Origin of the sequence: Bradyrhizobium tropiciagri (assembly GCF_018130505.1) — a bacterium.
Classification (GTDB): Bacteria; Pseudomonadota; Alphaproteobacteria; order Rhizobiales; family Xanthobacteraceae; genus Bradyrhizobium; species Bradyrhizobium tropiciagri_B.
Genome location: NZ_JAFCKH010000003.1, coordinates 48,786 through 68,217, shown reverse-complemented (window position 1 = coordinate 68,217; position 19,432 = coordinate 48,786). Strand labels below are relative to the sequence as shown.

The window sequence follows — 19,432 nt, the reverse complement described above, 5'->3', positions numbered from 1 at the left end:
GATGCTACCTCCCTGCTCTGTTTTGTTTTCAGTTTTATTTGTAGCTCGTGCAGAAATCCCGATGCGTCCTCATCATCCCTGCTGGGCACCCACCTTTCCGACGAACGGCGCAGCGACCGAGATCGCGCCGTCGGCAACCGTCAGCGGCAAGGCCGCGACGCGGCGCGGCGCCGGGCCGAACACCACCTGCGCATTCTGCCGCGGATCGAACTCGGAGTTATGACACATGCATTTGAGGACGTTCTTGTCGCCCTGCTCTTCCTTCACCCAGGCGGTGATCGGACATCCGGCGTGCGAGCAGATGATCGAGTAGCAGACGATGCCGTCGGGGAAACGGGCACGCGTGGTCTCGTCCAGCTCATTCGGATCGAGCTTGATCAGCGCGACCTCGTTCAGCCGCGAGCCCTTGCGGACGACGGAGGTCTTCGGATCCTTCGGCCACGCCCGCACCGGCGGCCCGCCGAGCGTCAGGTCATCGGCCTTGATCACTTCGCCGGCCTTGTCGCCTTCGGCGCGCACCAGCACATCGGCCTTTTGCGGACGCTCACTGGCGCCGGGCTGCTCGTCTTCGGCCAAGGTGGGTTCGATTGCGGCGAGACAGGCGCAGCCCGCCAGCGCGGTCAGCAACACGGCGCGGCGCGTCGGATCGCTGCACGCCCCCGCCGCGCTCGATTGATCGATCTGTTCGATGGAAGCGTTGGGGTTGGGCTCGGGCATGGCACAAGCTGAACGTGCAACTCGGCCGAAAAGATGGCGGCGCGCCTTCCCGATGCATGAACGCAGGTGCGAAAAGACTTTGCAGCTTTTGGTTGTTCGCGCGTCCGCGTTCGCGAATGTCGCGGTTACGGCTCGGTGACGAAGGTCAGCTTGCCGACGGGTTTCAGCGTCTTTGCATCGAATGTGCGGATTTCGGTTGCACCGCCGATATCGAGCGTGACCACCAGCCGCTCGGCGGCGACGCCGGTCGAGACGATGCGGGCGCCCTTCGGCAGTGCAGCGGTGACGTCGGTCACCGAGACGGGGCTTCCCTCGCCGCGATAAAGGCGGTAGCCCACGGCAATCAACACCACGGCCACGGCCAGCGCCGAGGTCAGGCCCGCGATCAGCATCATGCGCCGCACCCGTGCGATCAGCGCGGCCTGCTCGGGGGTCGGTTCGGTCATGGCGGTGTCGGTCATCACAAGGCTCTTCTTTGCAACAGGTCTCTACCAATGGCGGTCGGAAGCTGGAGGTCATCGTCGCGGGCGACGAGGGCTCGGTGCGGCTTGACCGCGTGCTCGCGCAGCGCACCCCCGAACTGTCGCGGTCTCGGCTGAAAGCGCTGATCCTCGCCGGTTCCGTGACCGTCAAGGACGCCGCCGTCCGCGACCCCGCTTATCATGTCGCCAAGGGCGATACGATCATAATCGACGTGCCGGAGGCCGCGCCCGCCGAACCTCAAGGCGAAGACATCGCGCTCGACATCGTGTTCGAGGACGACGACATCATCGTCATCGACAAGCCGAAGGGCCTCGTCGTGCATCCCGCGGCCGGCCACGCCACCGGAACGCTGGTCAACGCGCTGATCGCCCATTGCGGGGCCAGCCTGTCCGGCATCGGCGGCGTCAAGCGGCCGGGCATCGTGCACCGGCTCGACAAGGACACCACCGGGCTGATGGTGGTCGCCAAGAACGATCAGGCGCATCAGTCGCTGACCGCCCAATTCGCCGACCACGGCCGCACCGGGCCGATGCAGCGCGGCTACATGGCGTTCGTCTGGGGGGTGCCGAACCGGCCGCACGGCACGGTCGACGCGCCGATCGATCGCCATCCGCACGCCCGCGAGAAGATGGCGGTGCGCCAGGGCGGCCGCGAGGCCATCACCCATTTCGAGGTGCAGCAGAGTTTTGCCGGCCGCGACGGCAAGCCGATCGCCTCGCTGCTGGCCTGCCAGCTCGAGACCGGGCGCACCCATCAGATCCGCGTCCACCTCGCCCATATCGGTCACCCGCTGCTCGGGGACAGCGTGTACGGCGCGCACTTCAAGACCAAGGCGGGCCAGCTCGGCGCGGTAGGTAAAGAATCACTCACCGCGCTCGGCCGGCAGGCCCTGCACGCCTATCTGCTGGCGCTTGAGCACCCGCGGACCGGGGAACTTTTGCACTGGGAGGCGCCCCTGCCGGAGGATTTGCTTCTCCTGCAACAGGCGCTCGAAGCGGCGGTATGACGCACCCTCCCCTGAAAACCCTAGCCATGACAGCAGGTTATAGCTGGCACACGGGGACGTGACGTCAGCAATCCTTCCCTATCACGGAGCGTTTGGTGTATGTTGCACCTGCGTTGAATATCCAACGCGGAACATCGCAGCACGGCCGGCTTTAACCCAGCGGCCGCCTGCCGGGCCCGCCGCTATCGGGGGCCTGAACCACTGGAGGGCGCACGAATGGCCCGTACAGCTACGTTACCGGTCCTCAACGGAGAATCCGGTCTTTCCCGTTATCTCGCCGAGATCCGCAAGTTCCCCATGCTGGAGCCCCAGCAGGAGTACATGCTCGCCAAGCGTTGGCGTGAGCATGATGATCGCGACGCGGCGCATAAGCTCGTCACCAGCCATCTCAGGCTCGTGGCCAAGATCGCCATGGGCTATCGCGGCTACGGCTTGCCCATATCCGAGGTCGTCTCGGAAGGCAATGTCGGCCTGATGCAGGCGGTGAAGCGATTCGAGCCCGAGAAGGGCTTCCGTCTCGCCACTTACGCCATGTGGTGGATCAAGGCGTCGATACAAGAGTACATCCTGCGTTCCTGGTCGCTCGTGAAGATGGGCACCACCGCGAACCAGAAGAAGCTGTTCTTCAACCTGCGCAAGGCGAAGAGCAAGATTTCGGCCCTGGAAGAGGGTGATATGCACCCCGACCAGGTCAAGCTGATCGCCAAGCGCCTCGGCGTGACCGATCAGGACGTGATCGAGATGAACCGCCGCCTCGGTGGCGACGCCTCGCTCAACGCCCCGATCCGCGACGACGGCGAAGCCGGCGAATGGCAGGACTGGCTGGTCGACAACTCGCCCAACGCCGAGGCCCTGATGGCCGAGAGCGAGGAGTTCGATCATCGCCGTCAGGCCCTGACCGGTGCGATCGGCGTGCTCAACCCGCGCGAACGCCGCATCTTCGAGGCGCGGCGCCTGGCGGACGAGCCGATGACCCTGGAAGACCTCGCCGCCGAATTCGGCGTGTCGCGCGAGCGCGTGCGGCAGATCGAGGTCCGCGCCTTCGAGAAGGTGCAATCGGCCGTCAAGGGCACGATTGCCCGTCAGGAAGCAGCTTTGGAAGCCTCTCACTAAGCGCGGCGGCCAGATCGAGAGACACGAAAGCCGGCGGCAACGCCGGCTTTTTTGTTGGCCATTGGTGGTCGGTAGGATGGGTGGAGCGCAGCGATACCCATCATCCCAACGCGCGGCGCGAAGCTGATGGGTATCGCTTCGCTCCACCCATCCTACGAAGTGACCTACTTCTTCGCTTGTTCAATCCTGACGGCGCTGCTCGGACCGATCGTCGTCGCGTGAAGCACCACCTCGCCGTCCTGACGACCGCCTTCGCGTGGGACGTTCAGCCCACCGGTCCCGGACTCCAATAGTCGCCTGCAAGCGGGCTGACCTTGACGTCGCCAATGACACCGAGCTCGAGGCTCGGATCGAAATAGCGCATCGTCCGCTCGTTGAGGTCGATGATGCGGCCGGGCCGCAATGGCCCGACGTCATTGATCTTGACGATAACCTTCTTGCCCGCGGCCTCGACCAGCGCGAATTTCGGCCTTGCGCCGAATTGAACGCCACCAAATTTCCCGCGCAAACTCGTCTTGATGGCAGCCGCCCAGCCGGCGGCATCATAACGCTCGCCGGAAGCAGTGCTCGGACCGCCTTCCTCCCTGCCCGGCTTGAACGGATTGTACATCGATGCCGCGCCGACGATCGCACGCCCGGCGGCGGCAGCGACGACAGCGCTTGAATGAACTCCACCCGCTTCACTGCGAGTAATAACGGCACCAGAAACGGCAAGCACAACCAGGGCGCCGCAAACCGCGGCGCGCGAGGGCAACAGCATCATAACTCCTGTGATTTTCTCGATCGTCCGGTTCCCGATCCCGCAACATGGCCAAGCGAACGCGGACGCGCTCGTGAGCTTGCGCCAAACATTTGCGGATTTGAGCCAAACCCCCGGCTCGGGAACCGCTGTGCGAACCCCACTGGTTCGCACGCAGTGTTTTGGATTGCTGTCGTCTAAGACAGAGATTGCGTCAGCAGCATGGCCTGATGGAACCCGGCGTGTGTGTGACGTGTGTGACGTCGGCCAAGGGCTCAGAGGCGCATCGGCGCCTTGTCACGCCCTCGTTCAGTAATAGGTCCGCAGATATTCGGCCATGCTGTCGGGCTGGTGCAGACTGTCCCAGTCGTAGGGATCGCCGTAGAGCAGCGCGCTGGCCTGGGTCTTGTAGTCCGGCGCCACGTCGTCGGGCTGAGTGATCGAGCGTACGACGATGTCGCGGTAGTCCTGGTAGTTCGCCTGCGTGCCGATGAAGATGCAGACGCAGTGCTTCGGTTCGGCGTAGAGATAGCGCACGTCGCCGCCGTTGCGGTGGATCACGAAGACATGCGGCGGCAGCGCGTCGAGCGCCTTCCTGCCGGCGGCATCGTTGGCGACCTGGACGCGAAAGCCGGCCGAGGAAAGCAGAAAACTGTTCTTGTCGAGGAACGGCTTGCTCGGCGGCTCCAGCGCGAGCAGCAGCGAGGCGCACAGCACCGGGCCGACGAGACCGACCGCCAGTGCTTTTGCGTGGCGCCGCAAGACGGCTTTGAAGCCCGAGGCCGGTAGCCAACCAGTTAGACCGATTTCCATCACCCCTCCCCGTTCTCAACACTCAGCTCGAAGAAACCGCAGGTTGCGTCGCGATACAAGCCTGACGTAGCTTCGTAGCCCGGATGGAGCCAACGGGTCGCGCGAAAATGCGCGCCCGATGACAGGCTCCGCGCAATCCGGGGCCGCTCTCGCTCGTTGATCGACCGCCCCGGATTGCGCTGCGCTTCATCCGGGCTACGGATCCGTCGCGAGACCGCCTACTCGCCCCACTCCCGCGCCATGGTCGCGAGCGCGCAGCCCTCGCAATAGCGGGCGTCCTTGAAGTCGATCCAGTTGTGCGCGTAGACCCGCTCCAGCGGGATGCCGTAGCGCGCGCGCAGCAGCTTCACCAGCACGCGCCACGCGGCGATCTGCGCCTCGGTCGGGCCGCGCGTGACGTCGGGATAATTGCCGGCGAACTCAACGCCGATCGAGTTGTTGCCGACCACCTGGCGGTAGGTCGGCCGGTTGTCGATGTACTTGTTGTCGTTACGGTTGCCGCCATCGCCATGGGTCGGGACGAGATCGTCGCCGACCGCCCAATACACCGTGCCGTCGGTCTCGACCCAGACCATGACGCCGCGCCGGGTCGGGTTCTTGTGCTGCTCCTGGGCGCCGTAGCGAGCCGAGCCGGCCGGCCCCTCGGTCTGATGCACGATGATGTTGCGCCAGGGATGCGATTTGGCGACGTCGCCCCAGGGCGACAGCCAGACCATCTTCAGGCCCGGGATCTCGGGCGTGCCCTGCGTGCGCGCGATGGCCGCAAGATCGGGCGTTTCGGCGAATGCGGGAAACGAGAGCAGCAGCGCGAAGAGCAGCGCGGCGAGCGGCCGTAGTGTCTCAGCTTGAATTTTTTGACCTCGAAGTTTTGGAAATTACCTCAGAGGCCCTTGCTTCCAAACTTGCGATGGGAGTCTTAAGACCAAACGTTCCATAGCCTGCACAACCCGCCGCTAATAGGCATAGGCTAACCGTCACAATTTCTGTGGCTACTTCTCGCCCACTTGGGGCTACTACGATGATGATTCCTGCAACAATCGCAAAAACAGCAGCGAGTACATAGAGACCTAAACGAACAGTCTTTTGAGCCTCAATCCTCGCCGCAACTATGGGGATTGCCGCTTTGATTGCTTCCAAGTCAAACGGGTTGTCCGCAGAAACGTAAAACCTGTCCCGATCTTCCTGCATATTCGCCCCTGCTGCCAACGTGCGGCAGCTTGCCGCTAAACATGAGCTTAATTGGAGGCCGCAAGGATTGCAATCCAAGCTGGAATATTTACGCCAAGATGCCCTTAAGGCGAGAAGTGCCCTAGCAGCATTATCGGTCCCTCACTCACGATCGGCAAGATCGCACCGGCGAGATAGAGAACAACAACAGGCGAGGCGTCATACGGTCAACCATCCGGCATCGCTCTCGACGGCACGCGTCAGGCGCGCTTGCGCAGCGCCTGCTCCAGCAGCGCCAACGCTTCGGCAGACGGCGAAGGCGGCGGCTCGTAGGTCGCGTAACCGTTCTTGCCACTCTTCTTGGCATCGTAGAGCGCGTGGTCGGCGGCGGCGATCAACCGGTCGGGATGCATGCCGATCTCGCGGGTCCATTGCGCCACGCCGACCGAGACGGCGATCGGGATGTCCTTGCCGGTGCACTGCTCGGCGTCGGCGCGGCACACTTCCACGACACGGCGGGCGATCATGGCGCCCTCGCGCAGCGTCGAGGACGGCAGCACGATGCAGAACTCGTCGCCGCCGCTGCGGGCCAGCATGTCGCCTGGCCGCAGCCGGGTCTGCGCCATCAGGGCGAAGTGCTGCAGGCAGGCGTCGCCGGCGGCGTGGCCGTGGGTGTCGTTGATGCTCTTGAAGCCGTCGAGGTCGATCACCAGCAGCGCGAACGGCTCGCCGCTGCGGCCGGAGCGCGCGCATTCCTCGGTCAGGCGCTGCACCAGCTGGCGGCGGTTGCCGACGCCGGTGAGGTCGTCGAGCAGTGCGAGGTCGGCGACCTCGTTGCGCAACCGGTCCATCGCCATCAGCAGGAAGCCGAAATTGAGCGCCATCGACAGGAACACCATCAGCAGGATGACGAACGACTGGCCGGCGTTGAAGCGGAGGAAGGAGTATTCGCCGGGCTGCACCACGGCGCCGACCAGGCGCAGCGCGTAGATCGCGATCAGCACGCAGGCGACGATGCCGGCGAGCCGGGCGCCGGGGCTGACGCGGCCGTTCTCAGGCGACAGCAGCAGCTTCAAGGTCAGCGCAAACGGGATCACCTGCGCGATCGTGTAGACCAGGATGCGCATCTGCATGCTGTCATAGGCGAAGATGAAGACCGCGAGGCCGGCGAACGCCGCGGCGGTGGTGAGCGCGGTGCGGCGCCAGGTCACGGCCTTGCCGAAGAACCGCTCGATGCCCATCGCGGCGAGGCAGGCGGCAAACACCATCAGCGTGCCGGCAACCAGGAGCGGCAGCAGCGAATCCGTCATCACCACGCGGAACATCGCGCAGGCGGCGCCGCCGGCCGCGGCGAAGGCCGATGCGGTCCAGAACCGCGCCGCGCCGAATGTCGGATAGCTGCGCGCCACATAGGCCCAGATCAGGCCCAGCGCCAGAAAGTTGACGACGAACACCGTCCAAAGCGTCGGAACGCTCAGCATATCGCTCCTGTCCGAGACCGCCTTAAGGCCCCGTCTCCCCTGTGATCGAACCGCCCGCCCTTGAGGGCTTCCCCCGGCGACAATCTCTGTTGTCTTGCCCCGTTGTCTTGCGGGACAGGATGCAGCCGCGCGACTTAACGGACCGTCACTTGCCGGCCGCCAGTCGACGCCGTGGTTTTGATTTGATGAAGACGCGCGCGGTCGCGTTTGCACACCGTTAAGCATGAGGCGCGCCGCGGCGCGGTTGCGCACGTCGCGAACAACGTGACGAAAACTTGCCGAAAACTCACAACAGCTGTGGATAACGTGATGACAGCGCCGTGACAGCACGCGGCAGTCGGCCGCGAATCTGTTGAGTTTATCATCGAGGCTGTTGCGAGGCCGGCCCTCCGCCAAGCATGCCTCGGAAGTCGCGTTCAATCCATGAAACCTTGAGAGGATACTATGGCTAAGAAAGCGAAGAAGGCGAAAAAGGCGAAGAAGACGAAGAAGGCCGCCAAGAAGAAGTAACCCGTTTCTCGCCCGGGTAGCGGCCTCAGCCCTGCCCGGGCACCCACGGGGATCGTGATCCGGGCAGATCGACACGGCAGGCGCAAGGCCTGCTTTTTTATTGCCCGCGAACGGCCCGAACCCGGCGCGCGGTCAACGCTCCGCCAGCGCCAGCCTGGCGCCGAGCAGTGCAAAACCCGCGGCAAAGCTGCGCCGCAGCCAGGCCATCACCTTCGGCCGGGTGATGACGCGCTCGCGCACCGCGGCGGCGAACAGCCCGTAGAGCGCGAACACCGCAAACGTCATCGCCATGAACACACCGCTGAGCTCGGCCATCCGCATCAGCGGATGCGGCTCGTCGACCGCGATGAACTGCGGCAGGAAGGCGAGGAAGAAGATCGACAGTTTCGGATTGAGGATGTTGATCAGGACGGCTGTCACGATCACCCGCCGGCTCGAGCGCGGCTTGCCTTCGGTGTCGGCTTCGGTATCGACCGCCAGCGCGCCGCGCTCGCGCAGCGCCTGCCAGGCCATGTAGAGCAAATAGACCACGCCGCCCCATTTCAGCGCCGCGAAGGCCAGCGCGCTGGTGTGCAGGATGGCGGCGAGCCCGAGCATCGCCGCGATCATCTGCGGCACGATCCCGAGGGTGCAGCCGAACGCCGCGGCGACGCTGGCCCGCGAGCCCCGTGTCAGCGCCACCGCCAGCGTGTAGAGCACGCCGGTGCCGGGGGACGCGACCACGATCAGGGTGGTCAGGAGGAAGGACCAGGTCATTCGGATATGCTCCACTCGCTCACGGCTGGCTGCAACGTCATCATGCGCTAGTTTGTGTCTAGATGTTGCCCGAGATAGTGCAGCACGCGCCGAAACGAGGGGAAATTGACCGTGACATCGGCCGCCAATATCACGCCACCCGCGCAGGTGGAAGCGCGGGCCGGCGTCCCGCCTCACGCCCGCGCGGACAACCTCGTCATGACGGCCGGCGCGGAGCTGCGTGCATGGGCAATGCCGCGGCCTTGGTCTCGGCGACGCGGATCACGTCCAGCGGCGCCCAGGGCTTTGCCCAGAACGTCGCGCCGTCGGGCAGGCGCTGCCGCAGCGGCTTGCCCGAGGTGACGATGACGTCGAGGTCCGGGTTGTATCTCTTGGCGGCGTGCGCGAGCTCGACGCCGGTCATGTGGCCGGCTAACTCGACATCTGTCATCATCAGCACGACACGATCGCCGCTGCCCTTGAGCACGAGCTCGGCGGCTTCCGCGCTCTCGCAGGCGATCACGTCGAACTCGCTTTCCTCCAGCAGCAGGCCGATCATCTCGCGCTGCATCGGGTCATCCTCAACGATCAGGGCCTTCGCACGATAGGGTCTTGATTGTCCCATGGGTGTGCCTCCCTTGAGTGCTTCGGTTCTGAAAAAATGTGCTTCGGTTTAAAAGCGTCGCCCAGATTAAATGCCTAAAATCACTGGATGGTTCGGTTCCAATTTGAGAAAAGTGAGGAACCCGCTTGTTCCCCGCCCGTAGTATTTCGAAAACAAATCATTCACAGGAGCAACCCGACATGACCGCGATCCAAGGATCCGCCGCCGCCGTGACCGGAGCCGCCAGCGGCATCGGCCGCGCGCTTGCGCTCGAACTGGCGCGGCGCGGCTGCGACCTCGCGCTCGCCGATCGCGACGAGGCCGGCCTGCAGGCAGTGGCCGCCGAGATCAGGAAGGAAGGCCAGCGCAAGGTCAGCCTGCACCGGGTCGATGTCGGCGAGCCGGCCCAGATCGCGGCGTTCGCGGAGGCCGCCGTCACGGCGCATCCCGCGCTCAACATCGTCGTCAACAATGCCGGCGTCGCCCTGCTCGGCCAGTTCGGCGAGATCGAGCAGGCGCAGATGGAGTGGCTGTTCAACATCAATTTCTGGGGCGTGGTGCACGGCACGCGCGCCTTCCTGCCGCAGCTTTCGCAGCAGCGCGAGGCGCATATCGTCAACATCTCCTCGATCTTCGGCATCCTCGCGCCGCCCGGCCAGAGCGCCTATTGCGCGGCGAAATTCGCGGTGCGCGGCTTCTCCGAGAGCCTGCGCCATGAGCTCGCCATGGCCGATAGCCCGGTCAGGCTCTCGGTCGTGCATCCCGGCGGCGTCGCCACCAGCATCGCGCGCAACTCGCGCACCGGCACCGGCGTCACCGACAATGCCCGCCGCGCCGAGTCGATCGAACGTTTCGACGCGCTGGCGAAGACCACGCCGGCTGCGGCCGCGCAGCGCATCATCGCCGGCATCGAAAAGAACGAACCGCGCATCCTGATCGGAAAGGACGCCTGGTTCATGGACCTGCTGCAACGCTTCCGCCCCGCGACCTACTGGAAGGTGATGCAGCGGCAGATGGAAAAGGTGGCAGCAAGGCGGATCGCACGCGCCGCCGCCGCTAAATAGGGATGTCGTCATTCCGTCATGCGACGAGTTGCCAAAGGCGAAACCCATCGCCCGCCACACAGCGCGGTGTCATCACCCGGCTTGACCGGGTGATCCAGTATTCCGGAGACAGCAGTGCTTGAACCGGGAGGCCTCGGCGTACTGGATCGCCCGGTCAAGCCGGGCGATGACAGCTGCGATGGGGATGTAGTCGGTTTCCACCAGAGTGTGGTTCGCATCGCTCGCCACACAACGCGGCGTCATCACCCGGCTTGACCGGGTGATCCAGTATTCCAGAGACAGCAGTGCTTGAACCGAGAGGCCTCGGCGTACTGGATCGCCCGGTCAAGCCGGGCGATGACAGCGGTAGGTGAGGACGCAGTATGCACGTACGTGCGACCTGTCGAGTGCCCGTCGGACCGTTTGCCGCGGCGCCCGGAATCCCGGCTTGGCACAGTGGGCTGCCCGCCGGGGGAGAAACTTCTTTTCCGGCACCCAAAGATTGAGTAATCTTCGCGCCTATTATGACGTGCATATATTACGGCTACTCTCTTTAAGCGACGATACGGCCGGCGCCCGGCCTTATCTCGACGCATGCGATGTCGAGGACGCGATGTCTTTTTTCCTGCTGTCATTGCTGGCCGGCCTGTGCCTGCACCGGCTGGTTTCGCTGTTCCAGCCGACCCGGATCGAACTGGATTCCCGCGCGCGGATCGTCAAGCTCGGACGCAGGATCGTCATCGAGATCGAGAGCGGCGCCTATCTGGCGTTGAAAGTGACGATCGCAACGCTCGCCCTCGTCGGCTTCATCATTTTCGCGGTCGTTCTCAATGCGCAGTTCGTCCATCCGGCGAACGGGTTCCCGTACCGGTTCGTCGATGCGCTCAGCGGGCCGCGGATGGCGTCGATCGTGTTCGGCGGCCTGGTCGGCATCCTGCTCGGCAACCTGTTGAACCGCGTGCTGACCAACGAGGCCGACTACAAGTTCACCGCGACCGACCGCCTCGAATTCGTGCTGATCTTCGTGCTGTTCCTGCTCGGGATCGGCGGCGAGGAGATCGTGCGGTCGTCGGCGCAGCGCATCAACAAGATCTCCGTCGGCACAACGACCGAGATCTCGTTCGCCGACACGGCGCCGAAATCCTCGCGGCTCTCGGCCGAGCAGCCCGGCGGTGCGCTGCAAACGACCCAGGGCGGCAAGGGCACCGGCGGCGGCTCGGCGGGGCTCGGCAAGCTCTACGACATCGGATCGGTGGGCGATCAGCCCAACATCGAGCGCGACTGGGAGTTCATCGTCGTACTCGCGCGCCATGAACAGGAGCAGGCTCCGGCGCACGCGCCCGACATCAGCCGGGTTTCATTCGACGTGCTCAGCCCGGTGGCATCCTGCCTGTCGCGCATCTCGCGCCTCTATGGCGACGATGCGTTCGTCGAGGAGCAGCTCATCAAGGTCACCCACGCGCTGCGCGAACTGATGGCGGGCGAACCGCGCGACCATGTTCGCCAGCTGCTGGCCGGCACGGTGCGGTCGGTGGTGCAATACGACAACGCCAGGAGCGACGACTTCAAGACCATGGCGGCGCAGCTCAAGCCCGAGCTCGACCAGCGCACCTCCTGCGACAGGCTGACGGCCCGCGGCTACGACGCCGCGCCCGCGCTGACCGACGAGTCGCTGGAGCGCTTCAGGAACTCGAACGCCAAATATCCCTACTTTGCCATGAGCTATGCCAGCGTGATGGCGGCGCGCCGCCGTTACGAGGCCGCGGCGATCACCATGGACGCGTGGATCCGGGAGCACTACTACCCGCCGAAGACGGCGGAAGAGAAATGGTATCGGTTGAGGGCGCAGATCACGCAGGCGATCTTCCTCGACGAGTGGATCAGGGAGCGCGGCGCCGCCGCATCCAGCCCGCTGCGCAAGTACCACATCGACAATCTCCGGGACATCGTCGACGGCATGCGTAATTTCTCGGTGATTTCGGAGATCAGCCGGAAGAACAGTCAATACGACTGGTCGTTCGGCATTTTCGGGGCCTCGGAATCCGGTGACGACGGCACCTGCGAGGTGCCCGCATTGCCGAAGCCGGTCGCAAACAGCAGCGGCACGGTCGGGGCCAGCCAGACAATCACGCCCGACGACTTGAAGCCGGACGAGGCGACAAACCGCCTCAAGTCGATCTACAACACCTATCTGTCATCCGAGAAGGATCACGTCGATCATTCGCTCAAGCATCCGATCGAGAAGGTGCGATCGGGCGCGCTGATCGAGGACGAGATCGCGAAGCTGATGCGGGTCAGCCTCAAATGCATCTCGTACACTGCTCCCGGCCAGCGGCGCATGCGCGCCGAGCACATCGAGCGCTATGTCCGCAGCGAGCTCAACATGCTCGAGACGACATCCGGCCTGAAATCCAGGGACGAGATCGCGAAGAAAATCCGGGAGTCCAGGCAGCTGCTGACGCTGGCGTTCCAGATCATCGACAAGCAGGTCAAGGAGGCCAAGAGCGATATCGAGTCCGGGCCGATCCAGAACCACATCGCCGCCCCGCAAGTGCTCGAGGTCTACGAGACCCTGCTGGCCACCCAGGCGCAACTGCAAAGCTACTCGGAGCGCGACGTCGCCAATTGACGCGCCGTCACGTTATGCGGCAAAGGCTGCTCGGATTTCATGAGTGGATGATGAAGCCGTGATGCGATCCGCTGATCGCATCACGATCCGGCGCCGGGCCGCGCTTACTTCGGATCGTTGATCGCGAAGGCGACGGACGAGTACAGCATTGCGCAGGTCACCGACAGCGTGAACAGCACAGTCCAGATCTTCTGATAGCGGTTCATGGCAGCCTCCTCCTCGAGGCCAACAATCTAACGGTGAATATAATAGGTTTTGACCCTGAACGCGAGATGAATGGAACAATGCTTTCGTAGGCGGCGCAAGCTATTGAAATTGCTTATTTTTATCTCCACGGCGCCGGCCGACGATCGTCGCAAAGGGTGACAAAAAGTCGCTTCGTTCAGCCGCCGAGCTGCTTCTTGACGCCGAGCGCGAGGCGAAAGATCGGATCGCTCGCCTCGCTGGGATAAAGCGCGCTGCGCGCGACTTGCGGAAAATTATCGTTCTTCCAGAACGAGGCCGGCGCGAACGCAAACTTCGCCACCAGCCGCCGGCCGAAATCCATCTCGTAGGGAAAGTAGTTTTCCTTCTGCTCGGTGCCGGCGATGTCTGGATATTCGCCGAGCAGGTAACCCTCCTGGATGTGCGGCCGCACCGCCGACGGCGGGCAGACGCTGGAGAGCCGGACGATCTGCAGGCCGGCCTCTGCGCTGGCGGTGATCGCGCCGCTCAGGTTCGGCACGCCGAGCACGTAGAGGAAGGCGGTCGAGGTGTCCGCCAGCGCGGCAAAGGAGGCGGCGATCCGGATCGAATGGGTGACGTCGAGCAGCGGCGTGGTGCAGACCTCGTAATGCTGCAGGATCGACCAGCGCAGGATGCGATGCCGCTTCAGCCGCTCCACGCCGAGCAGCTTCGCCTTGGCATAATCCGCGATCAGTATCTGCTCGGCGCGCTTGAGCGTCTCGAATCGCGCCAAGAGCGTGGCGCGGTCCGGATTGCCGCGGCCGGCGCGGAACAACGACGGCTTCAGCGACGAGTTGTCCTTGACGTTCCTGTGGTCGGCGCCCTGGCCGCGGAACAGCAGCACATGGTCGCGGTTGAGGAATTGCAGCTCGGCGATCTTGGTCGCGAGCTCCAGATAGGAGCCGACGCGATGCCCGGGCCCCTGCCGTACCGCCGTGTTCTTCGCGATCTGGCAACCGCGGCGATCGAAGAACGACCAGATCTTCTGGCTGCCGATGGTTTCCATGTCGCCAAACTCTCAACTCGTCATTCCGGGGCTCGCGAAGCGAGAACCCGGAATCCATTGCTCCACGCGTGACGCGGCCCGATGGATTCCGGGTTCGCGCTTACGCGCGCCCCGGAAGGACGGCGAGTATGCGGCTCGAGATCCCGGGTTCTCGCTTCGCGAGCCCCGGGATGACGGCTGCGCCGTCACCGTCCCACCAGCTGATCGGCAAAATACCCGATGGTCTTGCGGTAGATCACCGCCCTGTTCCACTCGCGCATCGCCTCGAAATTCGCGGTGCCCTCGCCATAGGGCGCGCCCATCTTGAAGCCGTTGGTGTGCAGCAGGTTCGCGGTCGAGGCCAGCACGTCGGCGACCGAATGGCGCAGATCGACATGGCCGTTGCCGTCGAAGTCGACGCCATACTTGATGTAGGACGACGGCAGGAATTGCGTCTGGCCGATCTCGCCGGCATAGGCGCCGATCATGTCGCTCAGGCCGAGGTCGCCGCGCTGCACGATCTTGAGCGCCGCGAGCAGTTCGCCCTGGAACAGATCGGTGCGGCGGCAGTCATGCGCCAGCGTCGCGAGCACGCGGAACACCGGCAGCTTGCCCATGTCGCCCTTGCCGAAATCGGTCTCCAGCCCCCAGATCGCAACCAGGATCTGGCGCGGCACGCCGTATTGCTGCTCGATCTTCGACAGCAGCGCCGCATGCCGCTGCAGCATCGCCCGCCCGCCATTGATACGCCCCGGCCCGACGCGGGTCGCGACATACTGCTCGAACGTCTTGTTGAACGTGTAGCGCTGCCGCCGGTCAAACGCGAGCACCCCGCCATCCTGCTGCACCCCGCCGAGCGCCGAGGAAATCACGTTCTGCGAAATTCCGGCCGCGGCGGCTTCCTGCGAGAACGACTGAACGAAGGTGTTGAAATTGCCGCCACAGCGGGCGGCGTAGGAGGGAGAGGCAAGCAACAAGGCGCCGATGATGACCGCCAAACGACACCTGAGCATGCAATATTCCCTCCTGCTTCGAATGGCCGATCATGCCATGGGAATATTGTGCCCGTCAAAAGCAGCTCACTACGTTTGTCTGCCAATCGAAATGCGTTGCGAAGCGGAAATCGCGCGATGCGATTAGCCCCGGTCGAAACGCGACGCAGTTGTGCAGATTTCCCTCACTCCGTCAGCTGCTTCTCCAGCCCCGCGAAATCGATCTCTGCCCAGCGCTCCGTGATCCGTCCGTCGTGGATCCGCCAGAACGTCATGCCGCGGAATTCGACGTGGCGGCCGGTGGCGGCGATGCCGCGCCATTCCTCGCGGTGGCGGCCGCGCCAGACGAAGCGGCCGGCGACGATATCGCGCTCGGCGACCAGGCATTCGGCGACGACCGACAGGTCGGCGAAGGCCTGATGCAGCTGCGCCGAGTGCGCGATCACGGCGTCGGCGCTCATCTTCCGGCCCGAGGCATGGTCGAAGAAGTCGGGCGCCAGCTGCGCGCGGATCGCATCGGGATCGTGGCGGTTGGTCACCGCATCGCAATGCGCGAGCACGAGCGCCTTGTTGGCGTCGAGGGTGGCGTTGGACATCGGGAAACGTTCTCGGACGGCGGGTTGCAGCAACGGAAGGATACGCCTCATACGCGAATCATTGGTTACCGCGCAAGTGACGATGGTCAGAAATCGGCCGGCTTTCGGCCGATGCGCGTTTCGCCTGCGATACGAAAGCTGTTTGCCGCAAGAACGCGACGTCCCTCGCGCCTTTCACCAGCGGCCGTGGCGCTTGTTCCAGGCGAACAGCAGGTCGGCGAAGCGGTCGTAGGCAAACCGTGACAGCGGTAACATCGCCCGATTGCCGAACAAAGTCGCGAGCCAGCCCTCGCCCGGCGTGATCTTCCAGATCGCGATCGCAACGTCGACGCCGACGATCAGCCGGCCGTTCGCGTCGGTGGCATGCAAGCGGCGGCGCACGTCGTCGAGCGACGCGCCATGGGCGGCGAGCGCGTCGGGCTGCGCGTTGATGTCCCTGAAGGCGATGGTCCCGGCGCGCGCCGCGGCGACCAGCTTGTTGCGCTGCCAGTCGATGCCGGCGTCGCAGACCGGACAGCGCGTGTTGTACCAGACGGTGAGATGCGAATTGGGCATGGCGTGCACAAGCGTAGCCGCGGGCCGTTGCCGCGTCGAGATCGGGCCGCGCCGCGTGAACGCTTGGCGCGCCTTCTGCGACCAACCAGGACACGCCGCGGTTCCGCCGCATGCCCCGATACCTGTGCTGTCTTGTTCGTGCAAAGCGGCACCGCTAAAGCGATACCGTCCCCGGACAAGGAGCTTGCACGCACGATGACCCTGGCCGGCCTCAGACCAGCGCGCAGCATCGCAGTCACGATTGCAATCATCTTCGCGCTCGGATCGACGCTGACCGCATCGGTCGGCCCCGCCTGGGCGCAGGACGCGCGCAGCAGGCGCGGACCGGCACAGGCGGCGAGCAGCGCGCCGGCCGTGGACGCGCAGATGAAGGCCGCGATCGCGCTGACACGCGGCGGCCGGATCGAAGACGGCTACAGGCAGTTCGCCGCGGCACTCGACGCGGCGGATAAACTCGACGACGCCCAGTTCGTGATGGGGCAGTATTACGAAGCGACCGCGACGCTGCGCGCGGTCAAGCGCGACGATCTCGCCGAAAAGCTGTTTGCCCGGGCGGTGCAGAGCAAGGCGGCGGCGCAGAAGCCGCCCGCCAATGCCGACGTGCTGCTGGCCTACGCCATCCTGACGTCGGACCATGCCAATATCAGGGACGCGGTGCCGCTCTACATGCGGGCGATCGCCGCCTTCGACTCCTATTGGGGCGAAGGCTCGGAGGAATCGCTGATCGCCAACGACAAGCTCGCGGTCGCGCTTTCGGCCAACGGCTCGGCGGCGTCGGCGACCAATCTCGGCCGCCGCAATTTCGAGCTGGCGCAGAAATCGCTGGGGCCGGACCAGCGCACCACCTGGAAGCTCGCCAACAACTATGCCGACATGCTGCGCGAGATTGGCGCGCCGGCGAAGGCGCTCGAGCTCGACCTGTTCGCGATCGAGAAGCGCGCCAAGCACTACGGCGAGAACCATCTCAACACGCTGGTGACGGTCAACAATGCCGGCCAGGATTATCTCAACCTCGGCCGCTTCGACGAGGCGCGGCGCTATTTCCGCCGGCATCGCATCATCGCAACCGTGCTGGCGCCGAGGGACCCGAGCTTTGCCGGACAGGCGGATGCCTGGCTGTTCTACACCGACATGCTGGCCGCCGGCGACGTCGCGCTGGCGCCGGCAGACCTCGCGCGGCTGGAGGCGATCGCCGCCAATGAGGAGAACTTCGCCGACTTCCTGCGCATCAAGGCCGCAGTGCTGGCCGCCGGCCAGCGCGAGCAGCGCGGCGAGCGCGACAAGGGCATGAGGCTGCGCGAGACGGCGCTGGCGATCGCAACGCGCGCCTTCACCGCGCAGCATCCGATCAGCTTCGAGATCAAGCTCGGCATCGCCGAGGCGCTGATCGCGACCGATCCTGATAGCACCGTGCAGCGCTTCACCGCGCTCGACCGCGAGATGTTCGAGTGGATGAAGCGCGAGGTCGGCACCGCCGGCGACCGCGCAGTCGCCGAGGCGATCCGCGCCCATGCCGATCATCTGCTGTTCGCCTTCGGCCGCTTCGCAACCGGCGCGGGGACACCGGTGGCACAGCCGGCCTTTGCCGCCGCGGTGCTGCGCTGGAAATCGCTCGGCGGCGCCGACGCCACCGCGCTGCGCCAGCTCGAAACGCAGCTCGCCGGCAAGGACGAGACGACCGCAACGCTGCTGCGCACGGCGCTGCGGCTCAACGGCGAGAAGCAGGAGCTGTTCTCGTCCGGCAACATCGACGACTGGGCGCGATCGGTATGGCGGCGCCAGGATGAGGCGCAGAAGGCGCTCGACGCGCGGCTCGATGCGATCGGCGTCAAGCTGCCGCAGGATCCGGTCCGCCCGTCGCAGCTGCTGGCGGCCAACGAGGCCGTGGTCAGCTACTTCATCACGCGGCAGTGGAAGGCAGATCGCCAGTCGCAGGAACCGCTTGCCGCCTCCGTGCTCTATGCCATCGTCGAGACCGCGCAGGCCGCGCCGCGCGTGGTCCGGCTCGGCGATCCCGGCCGGATGGTCGACATCGCGGTGCGCACCGAGATCGCGCGGCTGCGCTCGACGCGGGCCGCCACGCCGGCGGTCGAGACGCAAAGCGTGGCCACCAAAGAACGCTTCCGCAATCTGCATGAGCGGCTGATCGCGCCGCTGGAGCCGCTGCTTGCGGACAAGACCACGCTCTATGTGGTGCCGGACGGATTCCTGTTCGCCGTGCCGTTCTCGCTGCTGCCGGGCCGCGACGGCGGCCTCATGGAGGATCGCTTCACGATCCGGATGCTGACCAGCCCCGATGCGCTGATCGCGATCCATACGCGCGAGACGCTCGAACAGACGGGCGCGATCCTGCTTGCCGGCGGCATCGCCTATGGCGATCCGGGCCCGATGCCGCTGCCGGCGACCAAGACCGAGATCGAGGCGATCGCGCGGCTCGCCCGCGAGCGCGGCGCTGATGTGACGATGCTGAGCGGCGACGGCGTCAGCGAAACCGCGCTGCGCGGGGCGATCGGCAAGGCGCGCATCGTGCATCTGGCGACCCACGGCTTCTATCACGACTCGACGCCGACGAGCCTCGACACGCTTTGGCTGAGCGGCATCGTGCTATCGGGCGCCGGCGAGCGCCGGCTGCCGGTGCCTGATGACAGCGACGGCTATCTCTATGCCTTCGAGCTGATGGACTGGGATCTGTCCGGGCTCGATCTCCTGGTGCTGTCGGCCTGCGAGACCGGCCGCGGCGACGAGAGTTTTGTCTCCGGCCTGCGCGGCCTGCCGACCGCGCTCGGCATCGCCGGCGCGCGGCGGGCGCTGCTGACGCTGTGGCCGGTCGCCGACGAAGGCACCGCCAACTTCACGGTGCGCTTCTATCAGCACCTGGCGGAAGGCCTCACCTATGCGGACGCGCTGCGCCAGACGAAACGCGACGCGCGCGACGGCAAGGTCACTGGGGCCGCCGATCCGGCGGTGTGGGCGGCGTTCGTGCTGTTCGAGGGCTGAGGCCGCCGCGCAAGGGGCGTCCGCCGCCCAATCGCGCAATGC

Annotated in this window: 17 protein-coding genes; 5 read left to right on the top strand and 12 right to left on the bottom strand. The window is 65.2% G+C overall.

Going from position 1 to position 19,432, the window contains the following annotated elements; all coding sequences use genetic code 11:
- Positions 1-72: 72 nt before the first annotated feature.
- Positions 73-717: a ubiquinol-cytochrome c reductase iron-sulfur subunit gene (locus JQ633_RS07990; protein WP_211984341.1), complete on the bottom strand. Its 645-nt coding sequence runs from the start codon at positions 715-717 to the stop codon at positions 73-75.
- Positions 718-842: 125 nt separating this feature from the next.
- Positions 843-1,178 (bottom strand): hypothetical protein, encoded by a 336-nt coding sequence (locus tag JQ633_RS07985; RefSeq protein WP_211984339.1) that lies wholly within the window; start codon positions 1,176-1,178, stop codon positions 843-845.
- A gap of 47 nt (positions 1,179-1,225) precedes the next feature.
- Between JQ633_RS07985 and JQ633_RS07980 the strand changes: the two genes are divergently transcribed.
- Complete coding sequence (locus JQ633_RS07980; RefSeq protein ID WP_211984935.1) at positions 1,226-2,206, top strand: RluA family pseudouridine synthase; 981 nt, start codon at positions 1,226-1,228, stop codon at positions 2,204-2,206.
- A gap of 216 nt (positions 2,207-2,422) precedes the next feature.
- On the top strand, positions 2,423-3,319 hold the full coding sequence (gene rpoH / locus JQ633_RS07975) for an RNA polymerase sigma factor RpoH (RefSeq protein WP_211984336.1): 897 nt from the start codon (positions 2,423-2,425) through the stop codon (positions 3,317-3,319).
- Positions 3,320-3,584: 265 nt separating this feature from the next.
- Here rpoH and JQ633_RS07970 read toward each other — a convergent pair whose 3' ends face one another.
- The 6 genes from JQ633_RS07970 to JQ633_RS07945 all read right to left on the bottom strand — a co-directional run bounded on the left by JQ633_RS07970 (position 3,585) and on the right by JQ633_RS07945 (position 9,389).
- Positions 3,585-4,082 (bottom strand): septal ring lytic transglycosylase RlpA family protein, encoded by a 498-nt coding sequence (locus JQ633_RS07970; protein ID WP_211984334.1) that lies wholly within the window; start codon positions 4,080-4,082, stop codon positions 3,585-3,587.
- A 285-nt stretch (positions 4,083-4,367) separates the two neighbouring features.
- Positions 4,368-4,871 (bottom strand): hypothetical protein, encoded by a 504-nt coding sequence (locus JQ633_RS07965; protein ID WP_249159018.1) that lies wholly within the window; start codon positions 4,869-4,871, stop codon positions 4,368-4,370.
- A gap of 218 nt (positions 4,872-5,089) precedes the next feature.
- Positions 5,090-5,722, bottom strand: coding sequence for a peptidoglycan recognition protein family protein (locus JQ633_RS07960; RefSeq protein ID WP_211984933.1), 633 nt, complete (start codon positions 5,720-5,722; stop codon positions 5,090-5,092).
- Between the two features lie 576 nt (positions 5,723-6,298).
- Positions 6,299-7,519: a GGDEF domain-containing protein gene (locus tag JQ633_RS07955; RefSeq protein WP_211984332.1), complete on the bottom strand. Its 1,221-nt coding sequence runs from the start codon at positions 7,517-7,519 to the stop codon at positions 6,299-6,301.
- 642 nt (positions 7,520-8,161) lie between these two features.
- Positions 8,162-8,785 carry a LysE family translocator gene (locus JQ633_RS07950; RefSeq protein ID WP_211984330.1) on the bottom strand — a complete coding sequence of 208 codons (624 nt, stop codon included), beginning with the start codon at positions 8,783-8,785 and terminating at the stop codon, positions 8,162-8,164.
- A 196-nt stretch (positions 8,786-8,981) separates the two neighbouring features.
- Positions 8,982-9,389: a response regulator gene (locus tag JQ633_RS07945; protein ID WP_211984328.1), complete on the bottom strand. Its 408-nt coding sequence runs from the start codon at positions 9,387-9,389 to the stop codon at positions 8,982-8,984.
- 179 nt (positions 9,390-9,568) lie between these two features.
- On the opposite strand from JQ633_RS07945, the gene JQ633_RS07940 reads away from it, so the two are divergent.
- Complete coding sequence (locus JQ633_RS07940; protein ID WP_211984326.1) at positions 9,569-10,432, top strand: SDR family NAD(P)-dependent oxidoreductase; 864 nt, start codon at positions 9,569-9,571, stop codon at positions 10,430-10,432.
- 592 nt (positions 10,433-11,024) lie between these two features.
- Positions 11,025-13,040 carry a hypothetical protein gene (locus JQ633_RS07935; protein WP_211984324.1) on the top strand — a complete coding sequence of 672 codons (2,016 nt, stop codon included), beginning with the start codon at positions 11,025-11,027 and terminating at the stop codon, positions 13,038-13,040.
- Positions 13,041-13,422: 382 nt separating this feature from the next.
- Here the strand turns inward: JQ633_RS07935 and JQ633_RS07930 are convergent, their stop codons facing one another.
- The 4 genes from JQ633_RS07930 to JQ633_RS07915 form a co-directional block, all read right to left on the bottom strand.
- Positions 13,423-14,271, bottom strand: coding sequence for an FRG domain-containing protein (locus JQ633_RS07930; RefSeq protein WP_211984322.1), 849 nt, complete (start codon positions 14,269-14,271; stop codon positions 13,423-13,425).
- Positions 14,272-14,456: 185 nt separating this feature from the next.
- Entirely contained in the window at positions 14,457-15,263 is an 807-nt protein-coding gene (locus tag JQ633_RS07925; RefSeq protein WP_211984320.1) for a lytic murein transglycosylase, read from the bottom strand.
- 164 nt (positions 15,264-15,427) lie between these two features.
- Complete coding sequence (locus JQ633_RS07920) at positions 15,428-15,838, bottom strand: ester cyclase (RefSeq protein ID WP_211984317.1); 411 nt, start codon at positions 15,836-15,838, stop codon at positions 15,428-15,430.
- A gap of 174 nt (positions 15,839-16,012) precedes the next feature.
- Positions 16,013-16,393, bottom strand: coding sequence for a thiol-disulfide oxidoreductase DCC family protein (locus JQ633_RS07915; protein ID WP_211984315.1), 381 nt, complete (start codon positions 16,391-16,393; stop codon positions 16,013-16,015).
- Positions 16,394-16,588: 195 nt separating this feature from the next.
- Here JQ633_RS07915 and JQ633_RS07910 point away from each other — a divergent pair, with 195 nt between their 5' ends.
- The gene (locus tag JQ633_RS07910) at positions 16,589-19,390 is read left to right on the top strand and encodes a CHAT domain-containing protein (protein ID WP_211984313.1); all 2,802 of its coding nucleotides are present in this window, start codon (positions 16,589-16,591) and stop codon (positions 19,388-19,390) included.
- The last annotated feature ends 42 nt before the right edge of the window (positions 19,391-19,432 follow it).